General features: G+C 69.0%; 16 protein-coding genes. 4 read left to right on the forward strand and 12 right to left on the reverse strand.

Annotation, left to right across the window (positions count from 1 at the left end; genetic code table 11):
• Positions 1-45: 45 nt before the first annotated feature.
• The 3 genes from AC0IZJ_RS19665 to AC0IZJ_RS19675 are packed head-to-tail and all read right to left on the reverse strand — an operon-like array spanning position 46 to position 2,502.
• Positions 46-240 carry a hypothetical protein gene (locus AC0IZJ_RS19665; RefSeq protein WP_471853019.1) on the reverse strand — a complete coding sequence of 65 codons (195 nt, stop codon included), beginning with the start codon at positions 238-240 and terminating at the stop codon, positions 46-48.
• 40 nt (positions 241-280) lie between these two features.
• Positions 281-1,171, reverse strand: a complete 891-nt coding sequence (locus AC0IZJ_RS19670; protein WP_471853020.1) for a hypothetical protein — start codon at positions 1,169-1,171, stop codon at positions 281-283.
• 2 nt (positions 1,172-1,173) lie between these two features.
• Positions 1,174-2,502, reverse strand: a complete 1,329-nt coding sequence (locus AC0IZJ_RS19675; protein WP_471853021.1) for a UDP-N-acetylglucosamine 1-carboxyvinyltransferase — start codon at positions 2,500-2,502, stop codon at positions 1,174-1,176.
• Between the two features lie 164 nt (positions 2,503-2,666).
• On the opposite strand from AC0IZJ_RS19675, the gene AC0IZJ_RS19680 reads away from it, so the two are divergent.
• Both AC0IZJ_RS19680 and AC0IZJ_RS19685 read left to right on the forward strand, forming a co-directional pair.
• Complete coding sequence (locus AC0IZJ_RS19680) at positions 2,667-4,577, forward strand: TOL_0244 family TonB-dependent receptor (protein ID WP_471853022.1); 1,911 nt, start codon at positions 2,667-2,669, stop codon at positions 4,575-4,577.
• Complete coding sequence (locus tag AC0IZJ_RS19685) at positions 4,565-5,113, forward strand: TOL_0243 family YfiR-like periplasmic protein (RefSeq protein WP_471853023.1); 549 nt, start codon at positions 4,565-4,567, stop codon at positions 5,111-5,113. Before AC0IZJ_RS19680 ends, AC0IZJ_RS19685 begins: the two co-directional genes overlap by 13 nt.
• A 12-nt stretch (positions 5,114-5,125) precedes the next feature.
• Here the strand turns inward: AC0IZJ_RS19685 and trhO are convergent, their stop codons facing one another.
• The gene (trhO, locus tag AC0IZJ_RS19690; protein ID WP_471853024.1) at positions 5,126-5,926 is read right to left on the reverse strand and encodes an oxygen-dependent tRNA uridine(34) hydroxylase TrhO; all 801 of its coding nucleotides are present in this window, start codon (positions 5,924-5,926) and stop codon (positions 5,126-5,128) included.
• 35 nt (positions 5,927-5,961) lie between these two features.
• On the opposite strand from trhO, the gene asd reads away from it, so the two are divergent.
• Positions 5,962-6,795 carry an archaetidylserine decarboxylase gene (gene asd, locus AC0IZJ_RS19695; RefSeq protein WP_471853025.1) on the forward strand — a complete coding sequence of 278 codons (834 nt, stop codon included), beginning with the start codon at positions 5,962-5,964 and terminating at the stop codon, positions 6,793-6,795.
• On the opposite strand, the gene AC0IZJ_RS19700 is transcribed toward asd, so the two are convergent.
• The 8 genes from AC0IZJ_RS19700 to AC0IZJ_RS19735 all read right to left on the reverse strand — a co-directional run bounded on the left by AC0IZJ_RS19700 (position 6,792) and on the right by AC0IZJ_RS19735 (position 19,107).
• Positions 6,792-9,035: a putative bifunctional diguanylate cyclase/phosphodiesterase gene (locus AC0IZJ_RS19700; RefSeq protein ID WP_471853026.1), complete on the reverse strand. Its 2,244-nt coding sequence runs from the start codon at positions 9,033-9,035 to the stop codon at positions 6,792-6,794. The genes asd and AC0IZJ_RS19700 overlap by 4 nt on opposite strands.
• A 100-nt stretch (positions 9,036-9,135) precedes the next feature.
• Positions 9,136-10,518: a glycoside hydrolase family 30 protein gene (locus tag AC0IZJ_RS19705; RefSeq protein WP_471853027.1), complete on the reverse strand. Its 1,383-nt coding sequence runs from the start codon at positions 10,516-10,518 to the stop codon at positions 9,136-9,138.
• Between the two features lie 11 nt (positions 10,519-10,529).
• Positions 10,530-11,585, reverse strand: coding sequence for an ABC transporter ATP-binding protein (locus AC0IZJ_RS19710; protein WP_471853028.1), 1,056 nt, complete (start codon positions 11,583-11,585; stop codon positions 10,530-10,532).
• On the reverse strand, positions 11,582-12,445 hold the full coding sequence (locus AC0IZJ_RS19715) for a carbohydrate ABC transporter permease (RefSeq protein WP_471853029.1): 864 nt from the start codon (positions 12,443-12,445) through the stop codon (positions 11,582-11,584). The genes AC0IZJ_RS19710 and AC0IZJ_RS19715 overlap by 4 nt, the downstream gene beginning before the upstream one ends.
• Positions 12,445-13,320 (reverse strand): carbohydrate ABC transporter permease, encoded by an 876-nt coding sequence (locus tag AC0IZJ_RS19720; RefSeq protein ID WP_471853030.1) that lies wholly within the window; start codon positions 13,318-13,320, stop codon positions 12,445-12,447. Before AC0IZJ_RS19720 ends, AC0IZJ_RS19715 begins: the two co-directional genes overlap by 1 nt.
• A gap of 244 nt (positions 13,321-13,564) precedes the next feature.
• Positions 13,565-14,809 (reverse strand): ABC transporter substrate-binding protein, encoded by a 1,245-nt coding sequence (locus tag AC0IZJ_RS19725; protein WP_471853031.1) that lies wholly within the window; start codon positions 14,807-14,809, stop codon positions 13,565-13,567.
• A gap of 133 nt (positions 14,810-14,942) precedes the next feature.
• Positions 14,943-16,289, reverse strand: a complete 1,347-nt coding sequence (locus AC0IZJ_RS19730) for a GH1 family beta-glucosidase (protein ID WP_471853032.1) — start codon at positions 16,287-16,289, stop codon at positions 14,943-14,945.
• A gap of 70 nt (positions 16,290-16,359) precedes the next feature.
• Complete coding sequence (locus AC0IZJ_RS19735; RefSeq protein WP_471853033.1) at positions 16,360-19,107, reverse strand: TonB-dependent receptor; 2,748 nt, start codon at positions 19,105-19,107, stop codon at positions 16,360-16,362.
• A gap of 217 nt (positions 19,108-19,324) precedes the next feature.
• On the opposite strand from AC0IZJ_RS19735, the gene AC0IZJ_RS19740 reads away from it, so the two are divergent.
• Positions 19,325-21,265, forward strand: coding sequence for a glycoside hydrolase family 3 protein (locus AC0IZJ_RS19740; protein WP_471853035.1), 1,941 nt, complete (start codon positions 19,325-19,327; stop codon positions 21,263-21,265).
• Positions 21,266-21,290 lie beyond the last annotated feature (25 nt).

Raw genomic sequence — 21,290 nt, forward strand, 5'->3', positions numbered from 1 at the left:
CGCCGACAGGCGCGCCCCGCTTCGGCGGGGCGCGCCTTTTTCAACCTAGATCCGGCGGTTGGGCACGTCGGAGGGGCGGGCGAGGCGGGCCGATGGCAAGGCGCGCCGACGACGTGGGCGAACGCCCACAAGGAGAAGCAACGCGGCCAGCGGGCCGAAGCGCCCGTCCAGCGGGCGTGCAGCGCTGGTGGCCGAAGTGATGCGGTCGGCCGGCGACATGCGGGTGTCAAGGCAACTCATGGTGCGGGTCATGGCGAGCGGTCGACCGTCGGGGTTGGGGTTACTCGATGCGCGGGCCGCCGCGGGCGCGCTCGTCCATGTAGGCGTTCAGGCGCTTCATGTCGACCGGGTCGACCTTGTCGCCGCGCCACTGCCGCACCCAGGCGTCGCGATCGGGCTCGCGTGCCAGCGCACGCACAGCGGCGTCGATGGCCTCGATGTGGCGCAGGCCCTCCGGCGTGCGGCTGCAGGACACGGTGGCCAGCAGCGTGCTGCGGCCCTCGGCCACCGGCAGCGCGACGAGGGCATCGGGCGTGCCTGCGCGCCTGAGGTAGTCATCGACGACGGAGGGGTACTCCAGCACGTAGTCCATGCGGCCGGCACGCAGCATGTCCAGCAGCTGGTTGCTGAGCTGGGCACCCACGGCCAGGCGCGGCACCACCTGCTGCGCCAGCAGCTTGTCGATCTGCGGGCCGAAGGCGCGGTCGCGCGCCAGCAGCAGGCGCAGGTCCTGGCGCTTGAGCAGGTCGGCCAAGACGACGCGGCCGTCCGCCGGCCGGCCTGGCGTGAGCTGCGCCAGTGCGTCCCGCCGCACGATGACGTGGATCTCCCGCGACACCAGCGGCGGATAGAGGTGCGAGAAGTACAGCCAGCTGGACCGTGCCGGCGTGCGCACATGCAGCGTGGAGCACAGCGTTGCGCCGCTGCGGCTCAGCGCCTCATAGCGGGTCGTGGTGGCCGCGACGAACTCATGCTGCTGCCTTGGCATGCGCGCCAGCAGCACGCGCATGAAGCCGTCCACCTCGCCGTGGCCCAGCTCGGCAACGTTGCGCGGCGCGTGGCCCTGGACGAAGCTGAAATGCGGCGACACGTCCTGTGCGACCCAGCGGATGGTGTCGGCGTGCGCCACTGCCGCCATCAGCAGGGCCGCGAGGGCCCATGCCCGGCGCATGGTCAATCGCCCTCGACCCACTCCATGCGCGCGCCGAGCTCGCCGATGTGCTCGACGAAATTCGGGTGGGCGCGGCGGATCGGCGTGGCGTTCTTGATCACGCTCTTGCCCGGGATGCTGGCCGCCACCATCAGCAGCGCGATGGCGACGCGGATGATGTAGGGGCTCTCCACCTCGGCCGGGCTCAGCGGCTTGCCGCCGAAGGTGATCATGCGGTGCGGGTCGCTCAGGAAGGCATGCGCGCCGAACTTGGCCAGCTCGCTCGTCCACCCCATCGCGCCGTCGTAGACCTTATTCCAGAACATCACGCTGCCTTCGGCCTTGACGCCCAGGGCCACGAAGATGGGCAGCAGGTCCACCGGCACATAGGGCCAGGGCGCGGCCTCCACCTTTTGCAGGATGTTGCGCGTGAACGGCTCCTTCACCTTCAGCGGGCCGTCGGTCACGCAGCGGCTCCAACCGTCTTCATGAACGATCTGCACGCCGAACTTGGCGAAGGTGCGGTCCAGCAGCGGGAACATCTCCGGCGCGCCGTTCTTGACCTGCACATTGCCGCCGGTGATGGCGCCCAACGCGAGGAAGGTGACGATCTCGTGGAAGTCCTCGGTGAAGGTGTAGTCGGCGCCGCCGAGTTCGGCCACGCCGGTGATCTTCAGCTTGGACGTGCCGTGGCCGTCGATCTTCGCGCCCAGCAGCGACATGAAGTTGCAGAACTCCTGCACATGCGGCTCGCTGGCGGCGTTGGTCAGCGTGGAGACGCCATTGGCCAGCGCCGCGCAGAGGACGAAGTTCTCGGTCGTCGTGACGGAGGCGTAGTCGGTCCAGTGGTCGTTGGCTTGCAGTCGGCCGCTGGGGGCACCCACCTCCGCCTGGTGCACCACCCGCACCACCAGGCCGTCGGGATGGCGCTCGACGCTGGCGCCGAAGCGCTGGAACACCTCCACATGCGGGTCGATCTCGCGCGCGCCGAGCGTGCAGCCCTTGACGTCGTCCTCGATGCGCGCCGCGCCGAAGCGGGCCATCAGGCCGGGCACCAGCATGATGGACGAACGCATCTCCTCGGGCAGGCGGTCAGTCGCCGGGTCGAAATGCGTGTCGCGGTGGTGGACGTCGAGGATGCCGGTCTTGAAGTCCAGCTCGACCTGCGAGCCGAGCTTTCGGAAGACCTCGACGATCTTCTTCACGTCGGTGATTTCGGGCACGCCGCGCAGGCGCACGGGCTGCTTCGTCAGCAGCGTCGCGCACAGGATAGGCAGGACGGCGTTCTTGTTGGCCGAGGGGGTGATGCGGCCCGAAAGGGGCGTGCCGCCATGGACGATCAGGTGGGACATGAGATGGTGCTCGCGAAGAGACGCCGATTGTCGGGCTTTCGCGCGAACCCGTCGGCCACGGGCTTATCGACGTGCGCCCGCAACCCGCATCCCACGGACTGCGTTGTTATGCTGGCGCGACCCGTCCGGGCCATGCCGGCTCCAGGACGACAGGGAGGTGATCCGTGCGCCAGCCAACTCACCAGGACAAGCCTCGCCCCAGCCACTGCCGAACTGGCGGCGCCACCATGCTGCTGGCGCTGCTGACTGCCCCTGTGGCCGCGCAGGACCTGAGCGAGCTGTCACTGGAGCAGCTGTCCAACGTCGAGATCAGCTCGGTGTCGCGCCGCCGCGAGAAGCTGGCACAGGTGCCGGCCTCGCTGTACGTGATCAGCGCCGACGCGATACGGCGCTCCGGCGCGCGCAGCCTGCCCGAGGCGCTGCAGCTGGCACCGAACCTGCAGGTCGCGCGGATCGATGCCAACCAGTACGCCATCAGCGCACGGGGCTTCAACAACACGGTGGGCAACAAGCTGCTGGTGCTGATCGACGGCCGCACCGTCTACGCGCCGTACTTCTCCGGCGTTCAATGGGACCAGCAGGATGTGCTGCTGGACGACGTCGCCCGCATCGAGGTCATCAGCGGCCCAGGCGGCAGCGTCTGGGGCACCAACGCGGTCAACGGGGTGATCAACATCATCCGCCGGCCGGCTGCGGATGCCGGGCTGCTGCTGCGCGTCGATGTCGGCACCGACGAGCGCGCGGCTGCACTGCGCCATGGCGGCCAGCTGCCACTGCAAGGCCACTGGCGCGCCTACGCCAAGCTGCTCCAGCGCGATGCCGGCGAGACCGAAGCTGGCGTGACCGTGACAGACAGGTCGCGGCGCTGGCAGCTGGGCTGGCGCGCCGACTGGCTCAAGGGCGGCGACGGCCTGACCGTCCAGGGCGACGTCTATCGTGGCGACACGGCGGACCGCATGGCCGGCGCACAGAACCGCGGCGGCGTGAGCACGTCGGGCGAGAACCTGCTGGCGCGCTGGACCGGGCGGCTGGACGGCGGCTCGCGGCTGCGCCTGCAGGCCTACTACGACCATGCGCGGCGCCAGGATGCGATTTATTACAGCCCGCGCTTCTCGGTGCTGGACCTGGAGGCGCAGCACAGCCTGGCCTGGGGCTCGCACCAGATCGACTGGGGCAGCGGCTGGCGCAGCGCGCGCGACCACATCGCGCCTGGGCTGCTGTTCGGCTTCGTGCCCGACCGCACCCGGCAGCAGTGGCACAACCTGTTCGTTCAGGACGAGCTGCAGCTGGCTGACGGCTGGCGACTGACGGCTGGCACGAAGTTCGAGCACAACGACTACACGGGCTGGGAGACGCTGCCGTCGCTGCGCGTGGCGTGGTCGCCGTCGGCACGCTGGCAGTGGTGGGCCTCGCTGTCGCGCGCGGTGCGCGCCCCGGCGCGGCTGGACCGCGACCTGCGCCTGCCGCCTCAGCCGCCCTTCATCATCGCGGGCGGGCCGGGCTTCAAGTCGGAGGTTGCGCGCGTGGTCGAGCTGGGCCACCGCGGCCAGCCAAGCAGCACGCTGAGCTATGCGCTGACGCTCTACCACCACGAGTGGCAGGGGCTGCGCAGCGGCCAGCCGCCGCCCAATGCCATGGTGCAGAACATGATCGCCGGCAACAGCTGGGGCCTGGAAGCCTGGGGGCACTGGCAACCGCTGCCCTGGCTGCGCTGGAGCGCGGGCATCAACCACCTGCAGCAGAACCTGGCGGTGCAGCCGGGCAGCCCCGACCCGGTGGGGCCATCAGCGCTGGGCAACGACCCACCTCGGCAATGGCAGCTGCGCGCCACGCTTCAGCCTGCGGACCGCCATGAACTGGATGTGGCGCTGCGCCATGTCGCCGCGCTGCCGCAGCCGGCCGTGCCTGCCTACACGGTGCTGGACTTCAGCTATGGCTGGCGCGCCACGCCCCGACTGGCGCTGACGCTGGGCGGCCGCAACCTGCTGCACGGCCGCCATGCCGAGGCGAATGCCGCACCGGGCCGCAGCGTCTTCGGGCCCGAGGCCTACGCGCAACTGCGATGGACGCCGTGACGGGGGTACAGAGGCGGCCGCTGCTGGCCCTCGCGCTGGGCTTGCTGATGGCCGACAGCAGCAGCGCCCAGCAAGACGACGACGGCGGCGAGGTGCGCCTCAAGGCCGAGTTCATCTACAAGTTCACGGCCTATGTGGACTGGCCCGACGGCGCACTGGGCGCGGCGGATGCGCCCTTTGTCATTGGCGTGCAGGGCTCGGAAGCCATGTTCGGCGAGCTGAGCCAGGCCGTGCAGGGGCGCACGGTGCTGGCGCGGCCGGTGCAGCTGCGGCGCGTCCGCGCGGCCGACGCCGGCCAGGGGCTGCACCTGCTGTTCCTGGCTCAGGGCGAGACGGCCAACGCGCGGCGCGGGCTGATGGTGGTCAGCGAGGGCGCGCCGGGCGAGCCGCCGCCGCGTGCCAGCGTCATTCATTTCCTGGTCGTGGGCGGGCGCGTGCGTTTCGACGTGCTGCTGGAGGGTGCCGAACGCGCCGGCCTGAAGCTGAGCTCGCGGTTGCTGTCCGTCGCGCACAAGGTGCATGCGGCGGCGCGTTGAGCGTGCTCCATCTCAGGCGGCGCCGTCCTCCGGGTCCAGCCGCTTGGCCCGCGCCAGCCGCCAGGCATCGGCCGGGTCGCTGAAGACCTGCTCGGCCGTGGTGCCGGTCTCGCGTCCTGCTGCATCGATGGCGATGCGCTTGTCGAAGACATAACACTCGCCTTTCCAGTCGGCCGCCGCGTCGGGAAAAGCGTCCAGAAAATTCAGGATGCCGCCGTCGAGCTGGGCAACCTTGAGGCCGCGTTCCTGCATCCACGCCGCCGTCTTCTCGCAGCGGATGCCGCCGGTGCAGTACATCGCGACGGTCTTGCCTTGCCACTCATCGCGGTGCGCCTCGACATAGGCCGGGAAGTCGCGGAAGTGGGCGACGCCGGGGTCGATGGCGCCACGAAAACGGCCGAGCTTGAACTCGAAGGTGTTGCGGTTGTCGAGCACGACGGTGTCGGGGTCGGCCAGCAGCTCGCGAAAGCGTTGCGGGCTGACGTGGCTGCCGGTGTCCTCAGCGCTGACGCCAGGGATGCCGAAGGCGACGATCTCCCGCTTGACCGAGACCTTGAAGCGGCTGAAGGGCCGGCGCTCGCAGATGTTGTGCTTGACGTGCAGGTCGGCCAGGCCGGGTTGCGACTGCAGCTCCGCCTCGAAGGCGTGGACCGCTTCCGCCTCACCGGCCACAGCCGCGCTGATGCCCTCCTCCGCCACGAGAACCACGCCGCCCAGCGCCAGTGCCGCGCCGCGCTCGCGCAGCCATCCGGCAAAGGCCGTGGGGTCGGCCATCGGGGTAAAACGGTAGAAGGAACTGTGCAGGAGGGGCATACCCGCGAATTGTCGACTCGTAAACTTCCCGTCCTATGTCCCGCCTCAAAGTCATCCCCCAATACCTGATGCCCAAGGGCGCCATGACGCGCCTGGCCGGGCGCATTGCCAGCAAGCCGCGCGGCGGCATGACGACGTCGACGATCCGTCGCTTCGTGGCGCGCTACGGTGTCGACATGGCCGAGGCGGCGGAACCCAACATCACCGCCTACGCGACCTTCAACGACTTCTTCACGCGCGCCCTCAAGCCCGGCGCCAGGCCGCTGGCCGAAGCACCGCTGGTCTGCCCGGTGGACGGCGCGATCAGCCAGGTCGGCCGCATCAAGGGCGACCAGGTCTTCCAGGCCAAGGGCCAGGCGTTCTCCACCACGGCGCTGGTGGGCGGCGACGCGCAACTGGCGGCCAGGTTCCAGGATGGCCTGTTCGCCAACCTCTACCTCAGCCCCAAGGACTACCACCGCATCCACATGCCCGCCGACGGCCGCCTGGTGCGCATGGTGCATGTGCCGGGCGCGCTGTTCTCGGTGAACCCGACGACGGCGCGCGGCGTGCCGGGGCTGTTCGCGCGCAACGAGCGGGTCGTCTGCGTGTTCGAGAACGACGCTTTAGGCACCTGGGTGCTGGTGCTGGTTGGCGCCACCATCGTCGGCAGCATGACGACCGTCTGGCATGGCGCCGTCAACCGGCGCGGGCCGGTGCGCGAGTGGAACTACCAGCCCGGCCAGGTCACGCTGGCCCAGGGCGACGAGATGGGCCGCTTCCTGCTGGGCTCCACGGTCGTCATGCTGTTCCAGAAGAGCGACCTGCAGTTCAACCCCGCCTGGCAGCCCGGCGGCGCGATCCGCTTGGGCGAGTGGATGGCACGTTAGGCCAACAGCGCGCCGGCCACGTCCGCTGCCAGCGGGCGCCCCAGCAGCCAGCCCTGCAGATGCGTGCAGCCCAGCCGCTCCACCTCGGCGGCCTGGGCCTCGGTTTCGACGCCCTCGGCGACGATGGCCAGGCCCAGGGACCCGGCCAGCACGCAGGCCGCCCGCACGACGGCGCCAGCCGAGGGCTCGGGCAAGGGGTCGACCATGCTGCGGTCGAGCTTGAGCGTGGTGATGGGCAGGCGGCGCAGCAGGGTCAGCGAGCTCTGGCCGGTGCCGAAGTCGTCGAAGGCCACGCCCACGCCGGCCTCGCGCAGCCGGGCGAGCTGGGGCAGCACGCGGTCCATGTGGGTCATGGCGGCGGTCTCGGTGATCTCGACCTCCAGCAGCGCCGGCGCCACGCCGTGGGCCTGCATCAGGGCCAGCAGCCAGTCGGCGAAGCCGGGGTCCTCGAACTGCAGCGGCGACACATTAACGGCCACCGGCAGCACCGCCAGGCCGCGCTGCTGCCAGGCGCGCAGCTGCTGGGCGGCCTGGTGCAGGATGAGAGCGCCCAGCGCGACGATCTGGCCGGTGCGCTCGGCGGCTGGAATGAAATGAGCCGGGCTGACGCGGCCCTGGCCCGGCCGCTGCCAGCGCACCAGGGCCTCGAAGCCGACGAGATGGCGGGTGTGGGCGGCGAACTTGGGCTGGTAGTCGAGCTGGAACTCCTGCTGCTCGATGGCCGCAGCCAACGCCTGCTCGATCTCCAGCAGCCCGCCCGCGCCGGCCGCCATGCCGGGCTGGTAGGCCACGGCCGCCGGGCCGGCCTGCTGCTTGGCCTGGTGCATGGCGATGTCTGCGGCGCTGAGCAGGGCCGCGCCGTCCGCCCCATGCGCCGGGAAGCGCGCGATGCCAACCGACATGTGCACATACAGCGCGCGGTGGCCTACGGTGAAGGGGGCGTTCAGCAGCGCCAACAGGCGCTGGCCGGCCAGCACGGCAGCGGCGTCGTCAACGACCCCGGGCTGCAACAACAGGAACTGGTCTTCGCCCAGGCGGGCCAGCAGCGCGTCGGATGGCAGGGCCGCGCGCAGGCGCGTGGCGATGGCCTGCAGCAGCGCGTCGCCGGTCTCATGGCCCAGGCTTTCGTTGACGAGCTGGAAGCGGTCCAGGTCGGCCGACAGGAGCGCAAAACCGGGGCTGCCGGGCGCCGTCAGATCGGCCAGGCGGGCCAGCGCGGCGTGGCGGTTGGGCAGGTCGGTGAGTTCGTCGTGCAGCGCCTGGCGGCGCAAGGCCTCGGTCGCGCGGTGGCGCTCGGTGTCGTCCAGCATCAGCACCATCAGGGCCGGACCGCCATCCCATTCGAAGTAGCTGGACACGCCGCGCACATAGATGGCGCTGCCGTCGGACCGGTAGCGTTCGCCCTCCCAGGCGACCTGGCCACCGCGCTGGCGCATCAGCTGGGCATAGCGCGCGCGGGAGGCGTCGACATCGGCCGGCGCGATGACGGACTCGATGGACCGGACGCCGACCTGCTCCAGGCCGAACATCGTCAGTGCGGCCGGGTTGGCGTAGACGGCACGGCCCGCGCTGATGACCACCAGGCCCTGCATGGACTGCTCATAGACCTGACGCAGCCGTGAATTGACCCGCTCGGTCTCGCGATGCGCGCGCCGCACCGACATCAGGATGAGTGCCATGGCCAGCGCCACATGGACATAGGTGCCCAGGATGTGGGTGACGATGGAGCGGGCCAGCGGGTCCAGCACGGGGCCGCTGAGATGGACCAGTCCCGAGGCAATGAAGCAGGCGGCGACGAAGCGCTCCGCCCGGGCGCCGCCGCGCCACAGCCAGGCTGCCGCCAGCCAGGCGCCGCCCGTCAGCACCAGGGCCGCAACGACGACGGCGTAGCGCTGGTCCAACAGGGCGAGGGCGAGGATGACGCCCAGAAGCGCGCCGAACATCGGCGCATTGCGCGCCCAGCGCCAGGGCCGGCCGCTGTAGCGGGCGGCGCCAGCGAGTTCCAGCGCCAGCGACGCGAGGATGCAGGCCGTGGCGACCGTGGCCTGCGCCTGGTAGCGCAGCGCGTTGAGGTCGGGTGGCGCCAGTGCGACGCCCAGCGTCAGGCCCAGGGCCAGCAGCACGTGGCTCCAACCCCAGTCGCTGATGTGCGGATGGCCGGGCTCCAGCTTGGCCAGCACCAGCAACGCCACGCCGAGCATGGCGATCAAGCTGGCGCTGATCAAGAGGAACCCGGTCATCGGGGCATCCTAGCGACGCCGCCCCGGATCAAGCCATGGGTAAAAGTTCCCTGTCAGAAGTTCGGCCGGATGTCACGGCGGGCCGGACGGCCCGCGCGCGTCACCAGGTCAAGGTGACGACGCCGCTGGCCGGCAGTTCGTAGGCGAAGCGCCTGCCCGGCGCCTGCACCGTGAAGCGCTGCGCCCTGGCGCCCGAGTTGCTGACGATGAGCACGGTGCTGCCGTCGGGGTTGGTGAAGGCGACATGGTCCAGCCCCTTCACCTCGCCGGTGGAATCGACCCGCCGCGCGCCCTGGTGGACGAAGCGGCTGGCATGGCCGAAGGCGTAGTACTCGATGTTGCGCGTGACCTTGCCGGTCTTGGGGTCGATGGTGACGACGCCGCGGCAGTCCTTGCAGCCGCCCAGATGCGGGCCGTGCTGCGGGTCCAGCGCCAGGTTCCACATCAGCACGCCACGCGCGCCGTGGCGGGTGCTGCCGATGATGAGGTTGCGCATCATCCAGGGCAGGGTCTCGGCCCACTGCGGCTTCCATTCGCCGCCGGAACACTCGGTGAACCAGACGTCCAGCGCGGGGAAATGCCGGGCCACCTGTGACTGCGCAGCCACGTCGCCGGCATAGCAATGCCAGGCCACGCCCGACACGTACTGGCGCGCCGTTGCGTCGGACAGCATGGACAGCGGGCTCCAGGGCTCGTCCCAGTTGTGGTCCCACTCCAGGATCTGCGTGGTCATGCCCTTGGCTTTGAGCAGCGGGCCGAGGTGTTTGCCGACCACGTCGGCCCGCGTGCGCGGCGTCATGCGCATGCCCGGATAGTCGGGCGGCTCGAAGTGGGGCTCGTTCTGCAGCGTCAGCGCAAAGATGGGCACGCCCTCGGCCTTCATCGCCTCCACGTAACGCACCATGTACTTGGCAAAGGCGCCGTAGAACTCGGGCTTGAGCTGGCCCTGCACGAGGCTGTCGGTCGTCTTCATCCAGCCGGGCGCGCTCCACGGTGAGGCCATGACCTGCAGCTTCGGGTTCAGCCCGAGCGCCTGCTTCGTCGCGGGGATGACGTCGTCGCGTTCGGGAGCCAGCGAGAAGTTCTTCAGCTCTGGGTCGGTCTGTCCCGGCGGCATGTCGTCCAGGCTGTAGTGGCGGCGCGAGAAGTCCGACGCGCCGATGGTCAGCCGGGTCAGCTCGAAGCCGACGCCACCGTTCTCGCGCGTGAACAGCTCGCGCATCAGCGCGTCGCGCTGCGTCTCGCTCATGCCGTGGCGTATCAGCCAGGCCGAGCCCTCGGTGATGGCGGCGCCGAAGCCGGCGATGCGCTGGTGCTGGCGTTTCGGGTCGATGCGGATGACGGCGTCGGCCTTCGTGGGCGAGATGACCGCGCTCGGCGCGAGCAACTGCTGCTGGTCGGCCGTGGTCAGGAAAGCCCGTACAGGTGCAGCGTTAGCAGCTGCGGCGATCGCGGCCGTCAGGGCCAGAAGGAGGTGTTTCATGCGGCGGTGGGTTAGCTCAGGCGCAGTTCGCTTGCAGCGTCGAAGACGCTCAGCAAGGACTCGTCGATGTCGAAGGCCAGCACGTCGCCCGCGCTGATGCGGCGGCCGTCGTGCACGAGGACGGAGAAGCCTTGACCGCCCAGCGTCATCCAGACGACCTGGTGGTTGCCCATGGGCTCGACGAGCTGGACGGTGGCGCGCCAGCGGCCGCCCTCCTGCAGGCGCACATGCTCGGGTCGCACACCCAGCACGAGGTTCTGGCCCGGCTTCACGCGGCCGGCGGCAAGTTGCAGTGGCAGCACGCCTTCGAGCGAGACGCCGTCCGCACCGACCCTGGCCGGCACGAAGTTGATGGCCGGTGAGCCCAGGAAGCCGGCGACGAAGAGATTGGCTGGCTGCTCGTAGACATCGCTCGGGGTGCCGATCTGCTGGATGACGCCGCTCTTCATGACGACGATGCGCGAGGCCAGCGTCATCGCCTCGACCTGGTCGTGGGTCACGTAGATCATCGTGTTGCCCAACGTCTGGTGCAGCAGCTTGAGCTCGCGGCGCAACTCGGCGCGCAGCTTGGCGTCGAGGTTGGAGAGCGGCTCGTCGAACAGGAAGACCCCGGCCTCGCGCACCAGCGCCCGGCCGATGGCGACACGCTGGCGCTGGCCGCCCGACAGCTGGGCCGGCTTGCGGCCCAGCAGCGGCGTGAGTTGAAGCATGTCGGCCGCGCGCTTCACGCGGCGTTCGATCTCGGGCTTGGGCACGCCGGCTACACGCGGGCCGAAGCTCATGTTCCTTTCGACGGTCATCGTCGGGTACAGCGCATAGCTCTGGAAGACCATGCCGATGCCGCGTTCCGAGGGCTCGGCGTCGGTCATGTCCTGGCCGCCGATGTGGATGCTGCCGCCACTGACGTCGATGAGGCCGGCGATGCTGTGCAGCAGCGTCGACTTGCCGCAGCCCGAGGGGCCGAGCAGCACGAGGAACTCGCCCTCGTGCACCTGCAAATCGAGGTTCTTGATGACCTCGTTGGAACCGAAGCGGATGCTCAGGCTCTGGATGTTCACGCCACTCATTTGACTGCGCCCGCTGCAATGCCGCGCACGAACCAGCGGCCGGAAATCAGATAGACCAACAAGGGCACGGCGGACGTGAGGATCGTCGCGGCCATGTTGAGGTTGTAGAGGCGCTCGCCCGTCGTCGTGTTGATGACGTTGTTGAGCTGCACCGTCATCGGCTGGTGCTCGCGGCCGGCGAAGGTCAGGCCCAGGATGTAGTCGTTCCACACGCCGGTGATCTGCATGATGGCCGCGACGATCAGCATGGGCGTGGACATCGGCAGCACCAGCTGCACGAAGATGCGCCAGAAGCCGCCGCCGTCCACGCGCGCCGCCTTGAACAGCTCGCTCGGCAGGCTGGCGTAGTAGTTGCGGAACAGCAGCGTCATGATGGGCATCGCAAACACCAGGTGCACGACGACGATGCCGGGCAGGCTGCTGTAGATGCCGATGGCCGCCTCCAGCTTGACGAGCGGATAGATCATCACCTGGATGGGGATGAAGGCGCCCATCATCAGGATGCCGAACAGCCACTGGCCGCCCTTGGGCTTCCACCAGCTCAGTGCATAGCCGTTGACGGCGCCAAGCAGGATGGGCAGCACGATGGACGGCACGGCGATGGCCACCGAGTTCCAGAAGCCGCCACGCACGCCCTCGCAGCTGACGCCGGTGCAGGCCTCGCTCCACGCGGCTCGCCAGGCGTCCAGCGACGGCGCCGAGGGCAGGGCGAAGATCTGGCCGAGGCGGATCTCGTCCATGCTCTTGAACGACGTCGTCAGCATGATGTAGAGCGGCAGCAGGAAGAAGGCTGCGGCGAACAGCAGGAAGGCGTAGACGCCGACCCTTGCCCAACGGGCGGTCGCTTTGCGCTTGGCCATCAATGGCCTCCCTTCGCGGCCTGCCTGCTGCGCACGTAGGCGAGCGGCGCGACGAGGGCGAGGACGGTCAACAGCAGCACGACCGCGCCGGCCGAGGCCAGGCCCAGATTGGCGCGGCTGAAGAGGTGGTCCATGATGAACTTGGCCGGCACGTCGCTGGCGATGCCGGGGCCGCCCTGGGTCATGGCGACCACGGTGTCGAAGACCTTGACGACGCCCACGGCCAGCAGCGTGAAGACCGTTGCCAGCGTCGCGCCCATCATGGGCAGCACGATGGACAGGTAGACGCGCCAGGTCGGAATGCCGTCCAGCCGCGCGGCCTTCCAGATCTCTTCGTCGATGCCGCGCAGGCCGGCCAGCATCAACGCCATGACCAGCCCAGCGCCTTGCCAGGTGCCGGCGATGACGACGGTGTAGATGACCATGTCCTGGTCGACGATCCAGTCGAACTGGAAGCTGCTCCAGCCCATCTGCTGCATCGCGTTCTGCAGGCCGCTTTCCGGGTTGAGCACCCATTGCCAGACCAGGCCCGTGGCGACGAAGGACATCGCATAGGGATAGAGGAAGGCCGTGCGCAGCACGCCCTCGCCGCGCACCTTCTGGTCGATGAAGACGGCCAGCAGGAAGCCCAGCAGCATGGCCGCGACGATGTAGAGCGCGCCATAGACGGCGAGGTTGTGGATGGCGAGCTGCCAGCGGTCGCTCTCCAGCAGGCGTTCGAACTGCTGCAGACCGACGAAGTCGTCACGCGGGAAGGTGCGCGAGCTGGACATGGATGTGCGCAAGGTCCATAGCACCGTGCCCACATAGCCCACGCCGACGATGACGGCCAGGGGCAGCAAGGCGCCCCAGGCCGCGAGGGAGCGAATCTTCATGTCAATCGTTGCCAGCTGAAGTGTTTCGGGCCGAGCGCCGGGCCGCTCCCAAGCCGGCCCGTCGGGCGATGTGCTTGCGGCTCGATGCCGCGAGCATCGCCGTCCCCGCGGGGGCTGAGGCAGGACACGGCGAGTCCTGAGGACTCGTTGTGACTGCCGAAGGGCAGCCGCTCCGTCGGCTGCGCGGTCTGCAAGACCGACCGGGCTCGCGCGCGTTCAGCGCGGCGAGAGTGGGCGAGGGGCCTCATCGCAATGCGGAGACGATGTCCTTCTGGACCTTCTCGACCGGGATGCTGCGGTTCCAGTAGGCGGTGATCACGTCCTGCAAGGCGCCGTTCTGGTCCGGCGTGATGTAGATCTCGCCATTGCCGAGCTGGCGCGACTTGTCCTTCATCGCGGCCACGCCCATCTGCGCGCACATGTCCATCTTGCTGACGTCCACGTCGGTGCGGATGGGGATGGAGCCCTTCTTCATGCTGAAGGCGACCTGGGTGGCGGGCTGGGTGATGACGCTGGCGAGCAGCTGCTGGGCCTTGATCTGGTCGGGCTTGTCGGTCTTGGGAAAGACCATCACGTCGCCCTGGATGATGTACGGCGCCTTGGGCCCGAAGCCGGGGGCGCAGCCGTAGTCCTTGCCGGCTTCCTGCTTGGCCTGGGCAAACTCGCCCTTGGCCCAGTCGCCCATGATCTGCACGCCGCCGCGGCCGCTGATGACCATGGCGGTGGCGTCGTTCCAGTTGCGGCCCGGGGAGCCCTTGTCGGTGTAGCTTTGCAGGCGCTTGTAGGCGAGCAGCACTCGTTTGAAGTCCTCGCCCAGGATGGCCTTGGAGTCGCGGTCGCGGAAGACCTTGAGGTAGAGCTCGCGGCCGCCGTAATGGGCCAGCGTGGCGGTGAAGACGATGCCGTCCTGCCAGGGCTGGCCGCCGTGGGCCAGCGGCACGATGCCGGCGGCCTTGAGCTTGTCCAGCGCGGCAAAAAGCTCGTCGAAGGTCTTGGGCTCCTCGGCGATGCCGGCCTTCTTGAAGGCGGCCTTGGAGAACCAGAACCAGGTCATGTTGTGGATGTTGACCGGCGCGGCGTAGTAGTGGCCCTTGACCTTGATGGCCTGCAGCACGGTCTCGGGCAGGAACTTGTCCCAGCCGTCGCGCTTGGCCACGTCGTCGACGTTGTTCAGGTAGCCCTGGTCGACGATGTCGCGGAACTGCTGCGTGGTGTTGAACTGCGCGGCCGTGGGCGGGTTGCCGCCTGCAATGCGGTTGATGGCCACCGAGCGCGCCTGCTCGCCCAGCGCCACGGCGGTGTCCACCCACAGGCCGCCCTGGGCCTTGTAGGCCTCGGCCAGCGTCTTGGCGGCGGCGGATTCGCCACCCGAAGTCCACCAGTGGATGACTTCAGCCTTCAACGGAGCTTTCGGCGGGGCTTGCGAGAAGGCGGGCAGGGCCGCGCTGGCGAACACGGCGGCGGCCAGGGCGTGGCGGGGGAACTTCATCTTGTCTCCGAATCTTGTGGTGCGGCGCTGCGCAGTGTCGCCCGGTCAGGCGCGGCGCGCCTGAGGGAGGACCCTGTAATATTTCATTTAGAAACCGCTCGTACCCCTTCAGTGGCGGGGTTGAACGCGTTAATCATTCATTCAAGAACTGGCCATACCAGAGGCCGCTGTCCTTCAGGATGCGGCGCTGCGTGGCGTAGTCCACATAGGCCAGGCCGAAGCGGCGCAGATAGCCTTCGGCCCACTCGAAGTTGTCCAGCAGGCTCCAGGCGAAGTAGCCCTTGACCGGCACGCCGGCATCCATCGCCTGCTTGAGCGCGACCAGGTGGCGCTGCAGATAAGACAGGCGCTCCTTGTCGTGCACGCGGCCGTCGGCGGTCAGCACGTCTTCAAAGGTCGAACCGTTCTCGGTCAGCTGGATGACCGGTGGGTTGTAGTCGCGCTGGATGCGGGTCAGCAGGTCTACGAGCCCCTGCGGCGAGACCTCCCAGCCGAAGCCGGTGCGCTCCACGCCGTCCCGCTCGGCGAGGCTGGCGCGCATGGGGCCACCGGCCGGGTCGTCCTTGACCGCCTCGGGGAAGTAGTAGTTCACACCGAGGAAATCGGTCTTCGTCGCGATGGCATCCAGGTCGCCCGGCAGCACGGTGGGTGCGGCGTCGCCGAGCAGTTCCAGCGTGTCCGCCGGGTAGCCGCGGCCGAACAGCGGGTCCAGGAACCAGCGGTTGCGCAGGCCGTCGTGGCGCTTCAGCGCAGCAGCGTCCTCTGCGCTGCCGGACGCGGCGGTGATGGGGTGCAGGCTCAGCGTGATGCCGACGTCGGCGCCGCGCGAGTTCGCGCGGATGACGGGAATAGCCTGGCCGTGCGACACCAGCACGTGGTGGCAGGCCAGCATGCCGTCCGCCAGGCTCTTGCCGCCGGGGGCGTGAACGCCCTCCCAGTAGCTCATCATGCAGGAGCACCAGGGCTCGTTGTGCGTGATCCAGTGCTTGACCCGGTCACCCAGGCGACGGGTGACGATGTCGGTGTATTCGACAAAGGCGGCGATGGTGTCGCGCGACAACCAGCCGCCCTGCTCCTGCAGCGCCTGCGGCAGGTCCCAGTGGTAAAGCGTGGCCCAGGGGTCCAGGCCGCGCTCCAGCATGCCGTCGACCAGGCGGTCGTAGAAGGCCAGGCCGGCTTCGTTCACGGCACCACGCCCCGTGGGAAGGATGCGCGGCCAGGCGATGGAGAAGCGGTAGGCGTTGACGCCCAACTGCTTCGCCATGTCGAGGTCCTGCGGGAACAGGTGGTAGTGGTCGCAGGCGACCAGCGCGTTGCTGCCGTCGCGGATGCGGCCGGGCTCGGCGCAGAAGCGGTCCCAGATGGACTCGCCCTTGCCGTCTTCACGGCCGGCGCCTTCGATCTGGAAAGAAGAGGTGGACACGCCCCAACGGAAGTCGGCGGGGAAGTCTTGGCGTTTCGGGGCGGTGTTGGAGCTCATGCTTCGGATGTGAGGGCGCCGGCAGCGAAGCCGGCGCGGTTTTCAGGCAACTACAAAAATGGGGTCAGGTTCAGAATTTGTACGAGCCGCCGAGCAGCAGCTGACGCCCGTACGACGTGTAGCGCTCCGGCAATGTCGAGTTCGGATCGCTGGCACCGGACGAGATGCCCACCCGGGTGCGGTAGGGCCGGTCACGCAGATTGTTGACCTGAAGCGTCAGCGACAAGCCCTTGTAGGGGCCGGACTCGAAGGCGTAGCCGATCTGGGCATCGATGATGGTCTCGCCGAGGATCATGCTGGGCACGTTCTCGCCGAAGGTGCCGCGCACCGTGGTGACGAACGGCGAGCGGTGGCGGCTGCCGACACGGGCCGAGATCCCGTTTCGCTCGTAGTAGACGGTGAAGTTGGTCGCCACGCCCGACAGGCCGTCGAGCGGCTTGCTCGGGTTGTTCTCTTCGTGCAGCGAACTGCGCGTGTTGGAGTAGCTCATCGACACGCCGATGCCGTCCAGCGCCGGGCTGATGAGGCCGCCGTCCAGCGAACCGCTCAGCTCGGTGCCGGCAATCATGCCGCCCTGCCCGTTTGCCTGCGTGTTGAGCGTGCCGATGTTCTTCAAAGGCACCCACTGCGTCGGGTTCGGGAAGCCGGTGAAGTCGAACGGAATCGACTGCCCGTAGACGAAGTTGGTGATGTGCTTGTGGAAGGCCGCCGCCGCCACATAACTGCGCTTGCTGAAGTAGTGCTCGACCGACAGGTCGACTGCGTCGGCGCGCCAGGGCTCGAGCTTGGCGTTGCCGCCGCTGGCCGACCACAGGCGGTCCTGCTCGCCGACTGTGATGCCGGAGAAGCCGGCGCGCATGTCTTCCATGTTGGGCCGCGCCAGCACCTTGGCCAGGCCGAAGCGCAGCACGGTGCGCTCGGTCAGGTCGGCCGCCAGGTTGAGGCTGGGCAGCACGTCGGTGTAGCTGGTACCGCCGGTGGTGGGGTCGCTGGCGTTGGTCTTGGGGTTCCACAGCAGGCCGTTGCTCCACTGCTTGGCATGCACCACGCGCACACCCAGGCTGCCGTGCAGCGGCAGTCCCCATTCGGCGTCGAAGCCCAGCTTGGCGTGGGCCGCCGTCACTTTCTCGTGCACGGACCAGATGCGACCCGGCGCCTGGTCGTTGGCCGCAGGGGCCGTGTCGTACAGACCCGCCGCCAGCGCGCTGGGCACGTCGAAATTGACCATGCGGATGGGGCTGCCGGCGAACGACAGGTCGGTCGGCGTGCGCAGCAGGTTCGCCGGGATCAGCACCGGCGCACGGTTGTTCTTGAGGTTGTAGTAGACCTCGGTGCGGTTCATGTCCTTGTCGCGCTCGGAGTAGTCCAGGCCGCCCTCGATGCTGTTGAAGAAGCCCTCGAATGTGCGGCCGGCGCTGAGCTTGAGCGCCTTGATCTGGTCGCGCACCTTGGGAAACTGGCTGCGGCCGTCGCGCCCCCAGCCGGGCGGGTCGGTGAGCATGACCTTGCTGCCGTCGCCATAGTCGAAGCTCGGGTGAAAGGTGGAGATGCCGTCGCCCGTGGCGATGTTGACCTGCCCCAGGCTCACGCGCGCTGGCGCACCGGCGGCCAGTTCGGCGTTCTGCTCGTCACGCCTGGCCTTGGACCAGCTCAGGTCCGCCGCCAGCGTCCAGTCGGCCAGCTTCAGCTCGTTGTTCCAGCCGATGGCGCGGATGTCGTCCTTGCGCTTGTTGAAGGTCGTCAGCGCAACCGGGTTGACGTCGTTGACCATGCCGCTGGTGACCAGCTTGTCGCCGTTGACCACGGTGGTCTGTGCCCCGCTCCAGCTGGCGCCCGACCAGACCGCCATGTCCGACATCACCGTGCGACGCGACTCGGTCTGGTTGAAGCGGGAGTAGTACAGGTCCAGCGTGCTGTGCAGGCCGTTGCCGGGCTTGTACTCCAGCACCGCCATCAGGCCGTCGCGCTTCTGGCGCGACGACGCCACGCCGATCTCGAAGCCCTGCAGCGCGACCGAGTCGTCCGGCGTGCCCGGCAGCGGCGAGCCCCAGACGCTGGTGTTGGCCCACCACCAGCTCTTGTAGTGCTTCTCCTGGTTGGGTGAATCCAGATGAGCGAAACCGACGGCGGCGCCCCAGCTGCGGTCGGCCGACTGCGTGACCCACGAGGCACTCAGCCGGTTGCCGGTGCCGGAGATCTCGGGGTTGAGCGAGCCGTTGGAATTGCGCTCGACGCGGCCGCCAATGACCATCTGAGAGGTCGCGAAGTCCAGCGGCCGCAACGTCTTCATGTTGACCGTGCCCGAGAGGCCTTGCGCCGAGAGACTCGGATCGGGCGTCTTGTAGACGGTGGCGGCGTTGATCAGCTCCGAGGGGAACTGGTCGTACTCCACCGAGCGGTTGTCGCCCGTGCTGACGATCTCGCGGCCGTTCAGCAGCGTGACGCCATAGCGCGGCGCCATGCCGCGGATGCTGATGACCGACGAGCGGCCCGCCACACGCTGGGCCGTGAGGCCCGGCAGGCGCGAGATGGCATCGGCGATGGACACGTCGGGCAGCTTGCCGATGTCCTCGGCCGAGATGGCCTCGACGATGGCGTCGGCATTGCGCTTGGTGCTGATCGAGGACTCGAGGCTGGCGCGGAAGCCCGTCACCGTGACGGTGTCGAGCTTCTGCTCCGTGGCGGGCGCGGTCTGCGCCAGCGCCGAGGCGCTCAGGAAGCCGATGCAGATGGCAGCGACGGGGGTGAGGCGCAGGCGCCGCGAGGTGGCGCTGGCCGCTAGGGCGTGCGGGGTGGCACACGGGGATTGGCGAGGCATTCTTGTCTTCTCCTGGTTCGTCTTGTTCGCTGGTTTGGACGGCTCTCACTGCCACTCCCTGGCTGGCCAGGCCTGGAAGTGGAGCAAAAGTGGAACCGGTTCCAACCGCGACGCAAATCTAATTCGTGTCTACTGCGCTTGTCAATCGCAGTCGCCCGGGGGTTGACGTTTCATTTAGCCAACACCTACCGTCGCGGCCCCGACCGCCCAGACCACGATGACCCGCACCTCACCCCTCCTCCCACTTGCTGCGCTCGCCGGCCTGCTCGCGCTGGCCACCGCCGCCGACGCCGCCGAAACCGACCCCATCGTGCAGGCCTGGCCGGCACGGCAACCCCGGCGCGATGCCGCGCTGGAAGCCCGCGTCGAAGCCGCGCTGAAAACGTTGACGCTGCGCCAGAAGGTCGGCCAGATCACCCAGCCCGAGATCCGCACCATCACGCCCGACGAGGTGCGCGACTACGGCATCGGCACCGTGTTGAACGGGGGCGGTGGTTGGCCGGGCATGGACAAGGCCGCCACGCCGGCGCAGTGGCGCGCGCTGTCCGAACAATTGCAGGCCGCCGCGCTGCAGGCCACGCCGGGCATCCCGCTGATCTGGGGCACGGACGCTGTCCACGGCCACAACAACGTCCGCGGCGCGACGCTCTTCCCGCACAACATCGCCCTGGGCGCCACGCGCAACACCGACCTCGTGCGCGACATCGGCCGCGCCACCGCCCGCGCCATTCGCGCGACGGGCCTGCACTGGGCCTTCGCGCCCACGCTGGCCGTCGTGCAGGATGTGCGCTGGGGCCGCACCTACGAGAGCTTCGGCGCCGACCCGGCCCTGGTGCGCAAGCTCGGCCAGGCCTCGGTCGAAGGCCTGCAGGATGGCCTGAAGGACGGCCGCGGTGTGCTGGCTACCGCCAAGCACTACATCGCCGACGGCGGCACGCGCCGCGGCATCGACCAGGGCGTGGCCCATGCCTCGCCCGCAGAGCTGGCCAATGTGCACGGCGCCGGCTACCTCGGCGCGCTGGATGCCGGCGTGCTGACCGCCATGGCCTCCTTCAGCAGCTGGACCGACACGACGAGCTACACCGCGCACGGCAAGATGCACGGCAACAAGACGTTGCTGACCGGCGTGCTGAAGGAGCGCCTGGGCTTCGACGGCCTCATCGTCAGCGACTGGGACGGCATCGGCCAGCTGCCCGGCTGCACGAATGACGACTGCCCGGACTCCATCAACGCCGGCATGGACATCGTCATGGTGCCCTTCCAGTGGAAAGCGTTCCACGCCAACACCGTGCGCGCCGTCGAGCAGGGCCGCATCCCCATGGCCCGACTCGACGACGCCGTGCGCCGCATCCTGCGCGTCAAGTTCAGCATGTCGGTGCCGACGGCCGTGCCCGCCACGGTGGAGGCCATGCAGGCGCCCGAACTGGCGCGCCGCGCGGTGCGTGAGTCGCTCGTGCTGCTGAAGCACAGGTCCGGCCTGCTGCCGCTGCCGCCCACCTCCCGCGTGCTCGTTGTCGGCGCGGCGGCCGACAGCCTGCCCCATCAGGCCGGTGGCTGGAGCGTGACCTGGCAGGGCCGCGACACGACCAATGCCGACTATCCGCAGGGCACCTCGCTGCTCGCCGCGTTGCGCCAGCGCCTGGGCGCCGGGCAGGTGGTCTTCGATGCCGAGGGCAGCCAGCAAGACCCGGCCCGCTTCGACGCCGTCATTGCGGTGCTGGCCGAGACGCCCTATGCCGAGGGCGAGGGCGACGTGCGCCTCACCGAGAACCTGCGCCACAGCAAGCGCCACCCGCAGGACATGGCCGTGCTGCAGCGCGTGGCCGGCCGCGGCAGGCCGGTCATCACGCTGCTCTATTCCGGCCGGCCGCTGTATGTGAACGACCTTGCCAACAAGAGCGACGCCTTCATTGCCGCCTGGCAGCCAGGCACCGAAGGCGCCGGCCTGGCCGACGTGCTGGTTGCGTCTGGCGACGGTAAGCCCTGGCCGGGTTTCACCGGCCGGCTGCCCTTCCCGTGGCCGGCGGGCCCTTGCCAGTTCAGCGCCCATGAAGCCAGGCCCTGGTGGCCGGTCGGCGGCGGGCTGAGCGGCAAGGAGAAGATCAAGCAGGCGCGCCTGCCCGAGCCGGCCGACCCGACGCCCATCTGTCCGCTGTAGCGCCTGTGATTCAATCCGCGCAGCG

Source organism: Roseateles sp. AC306, assembly GCF_979253795.1.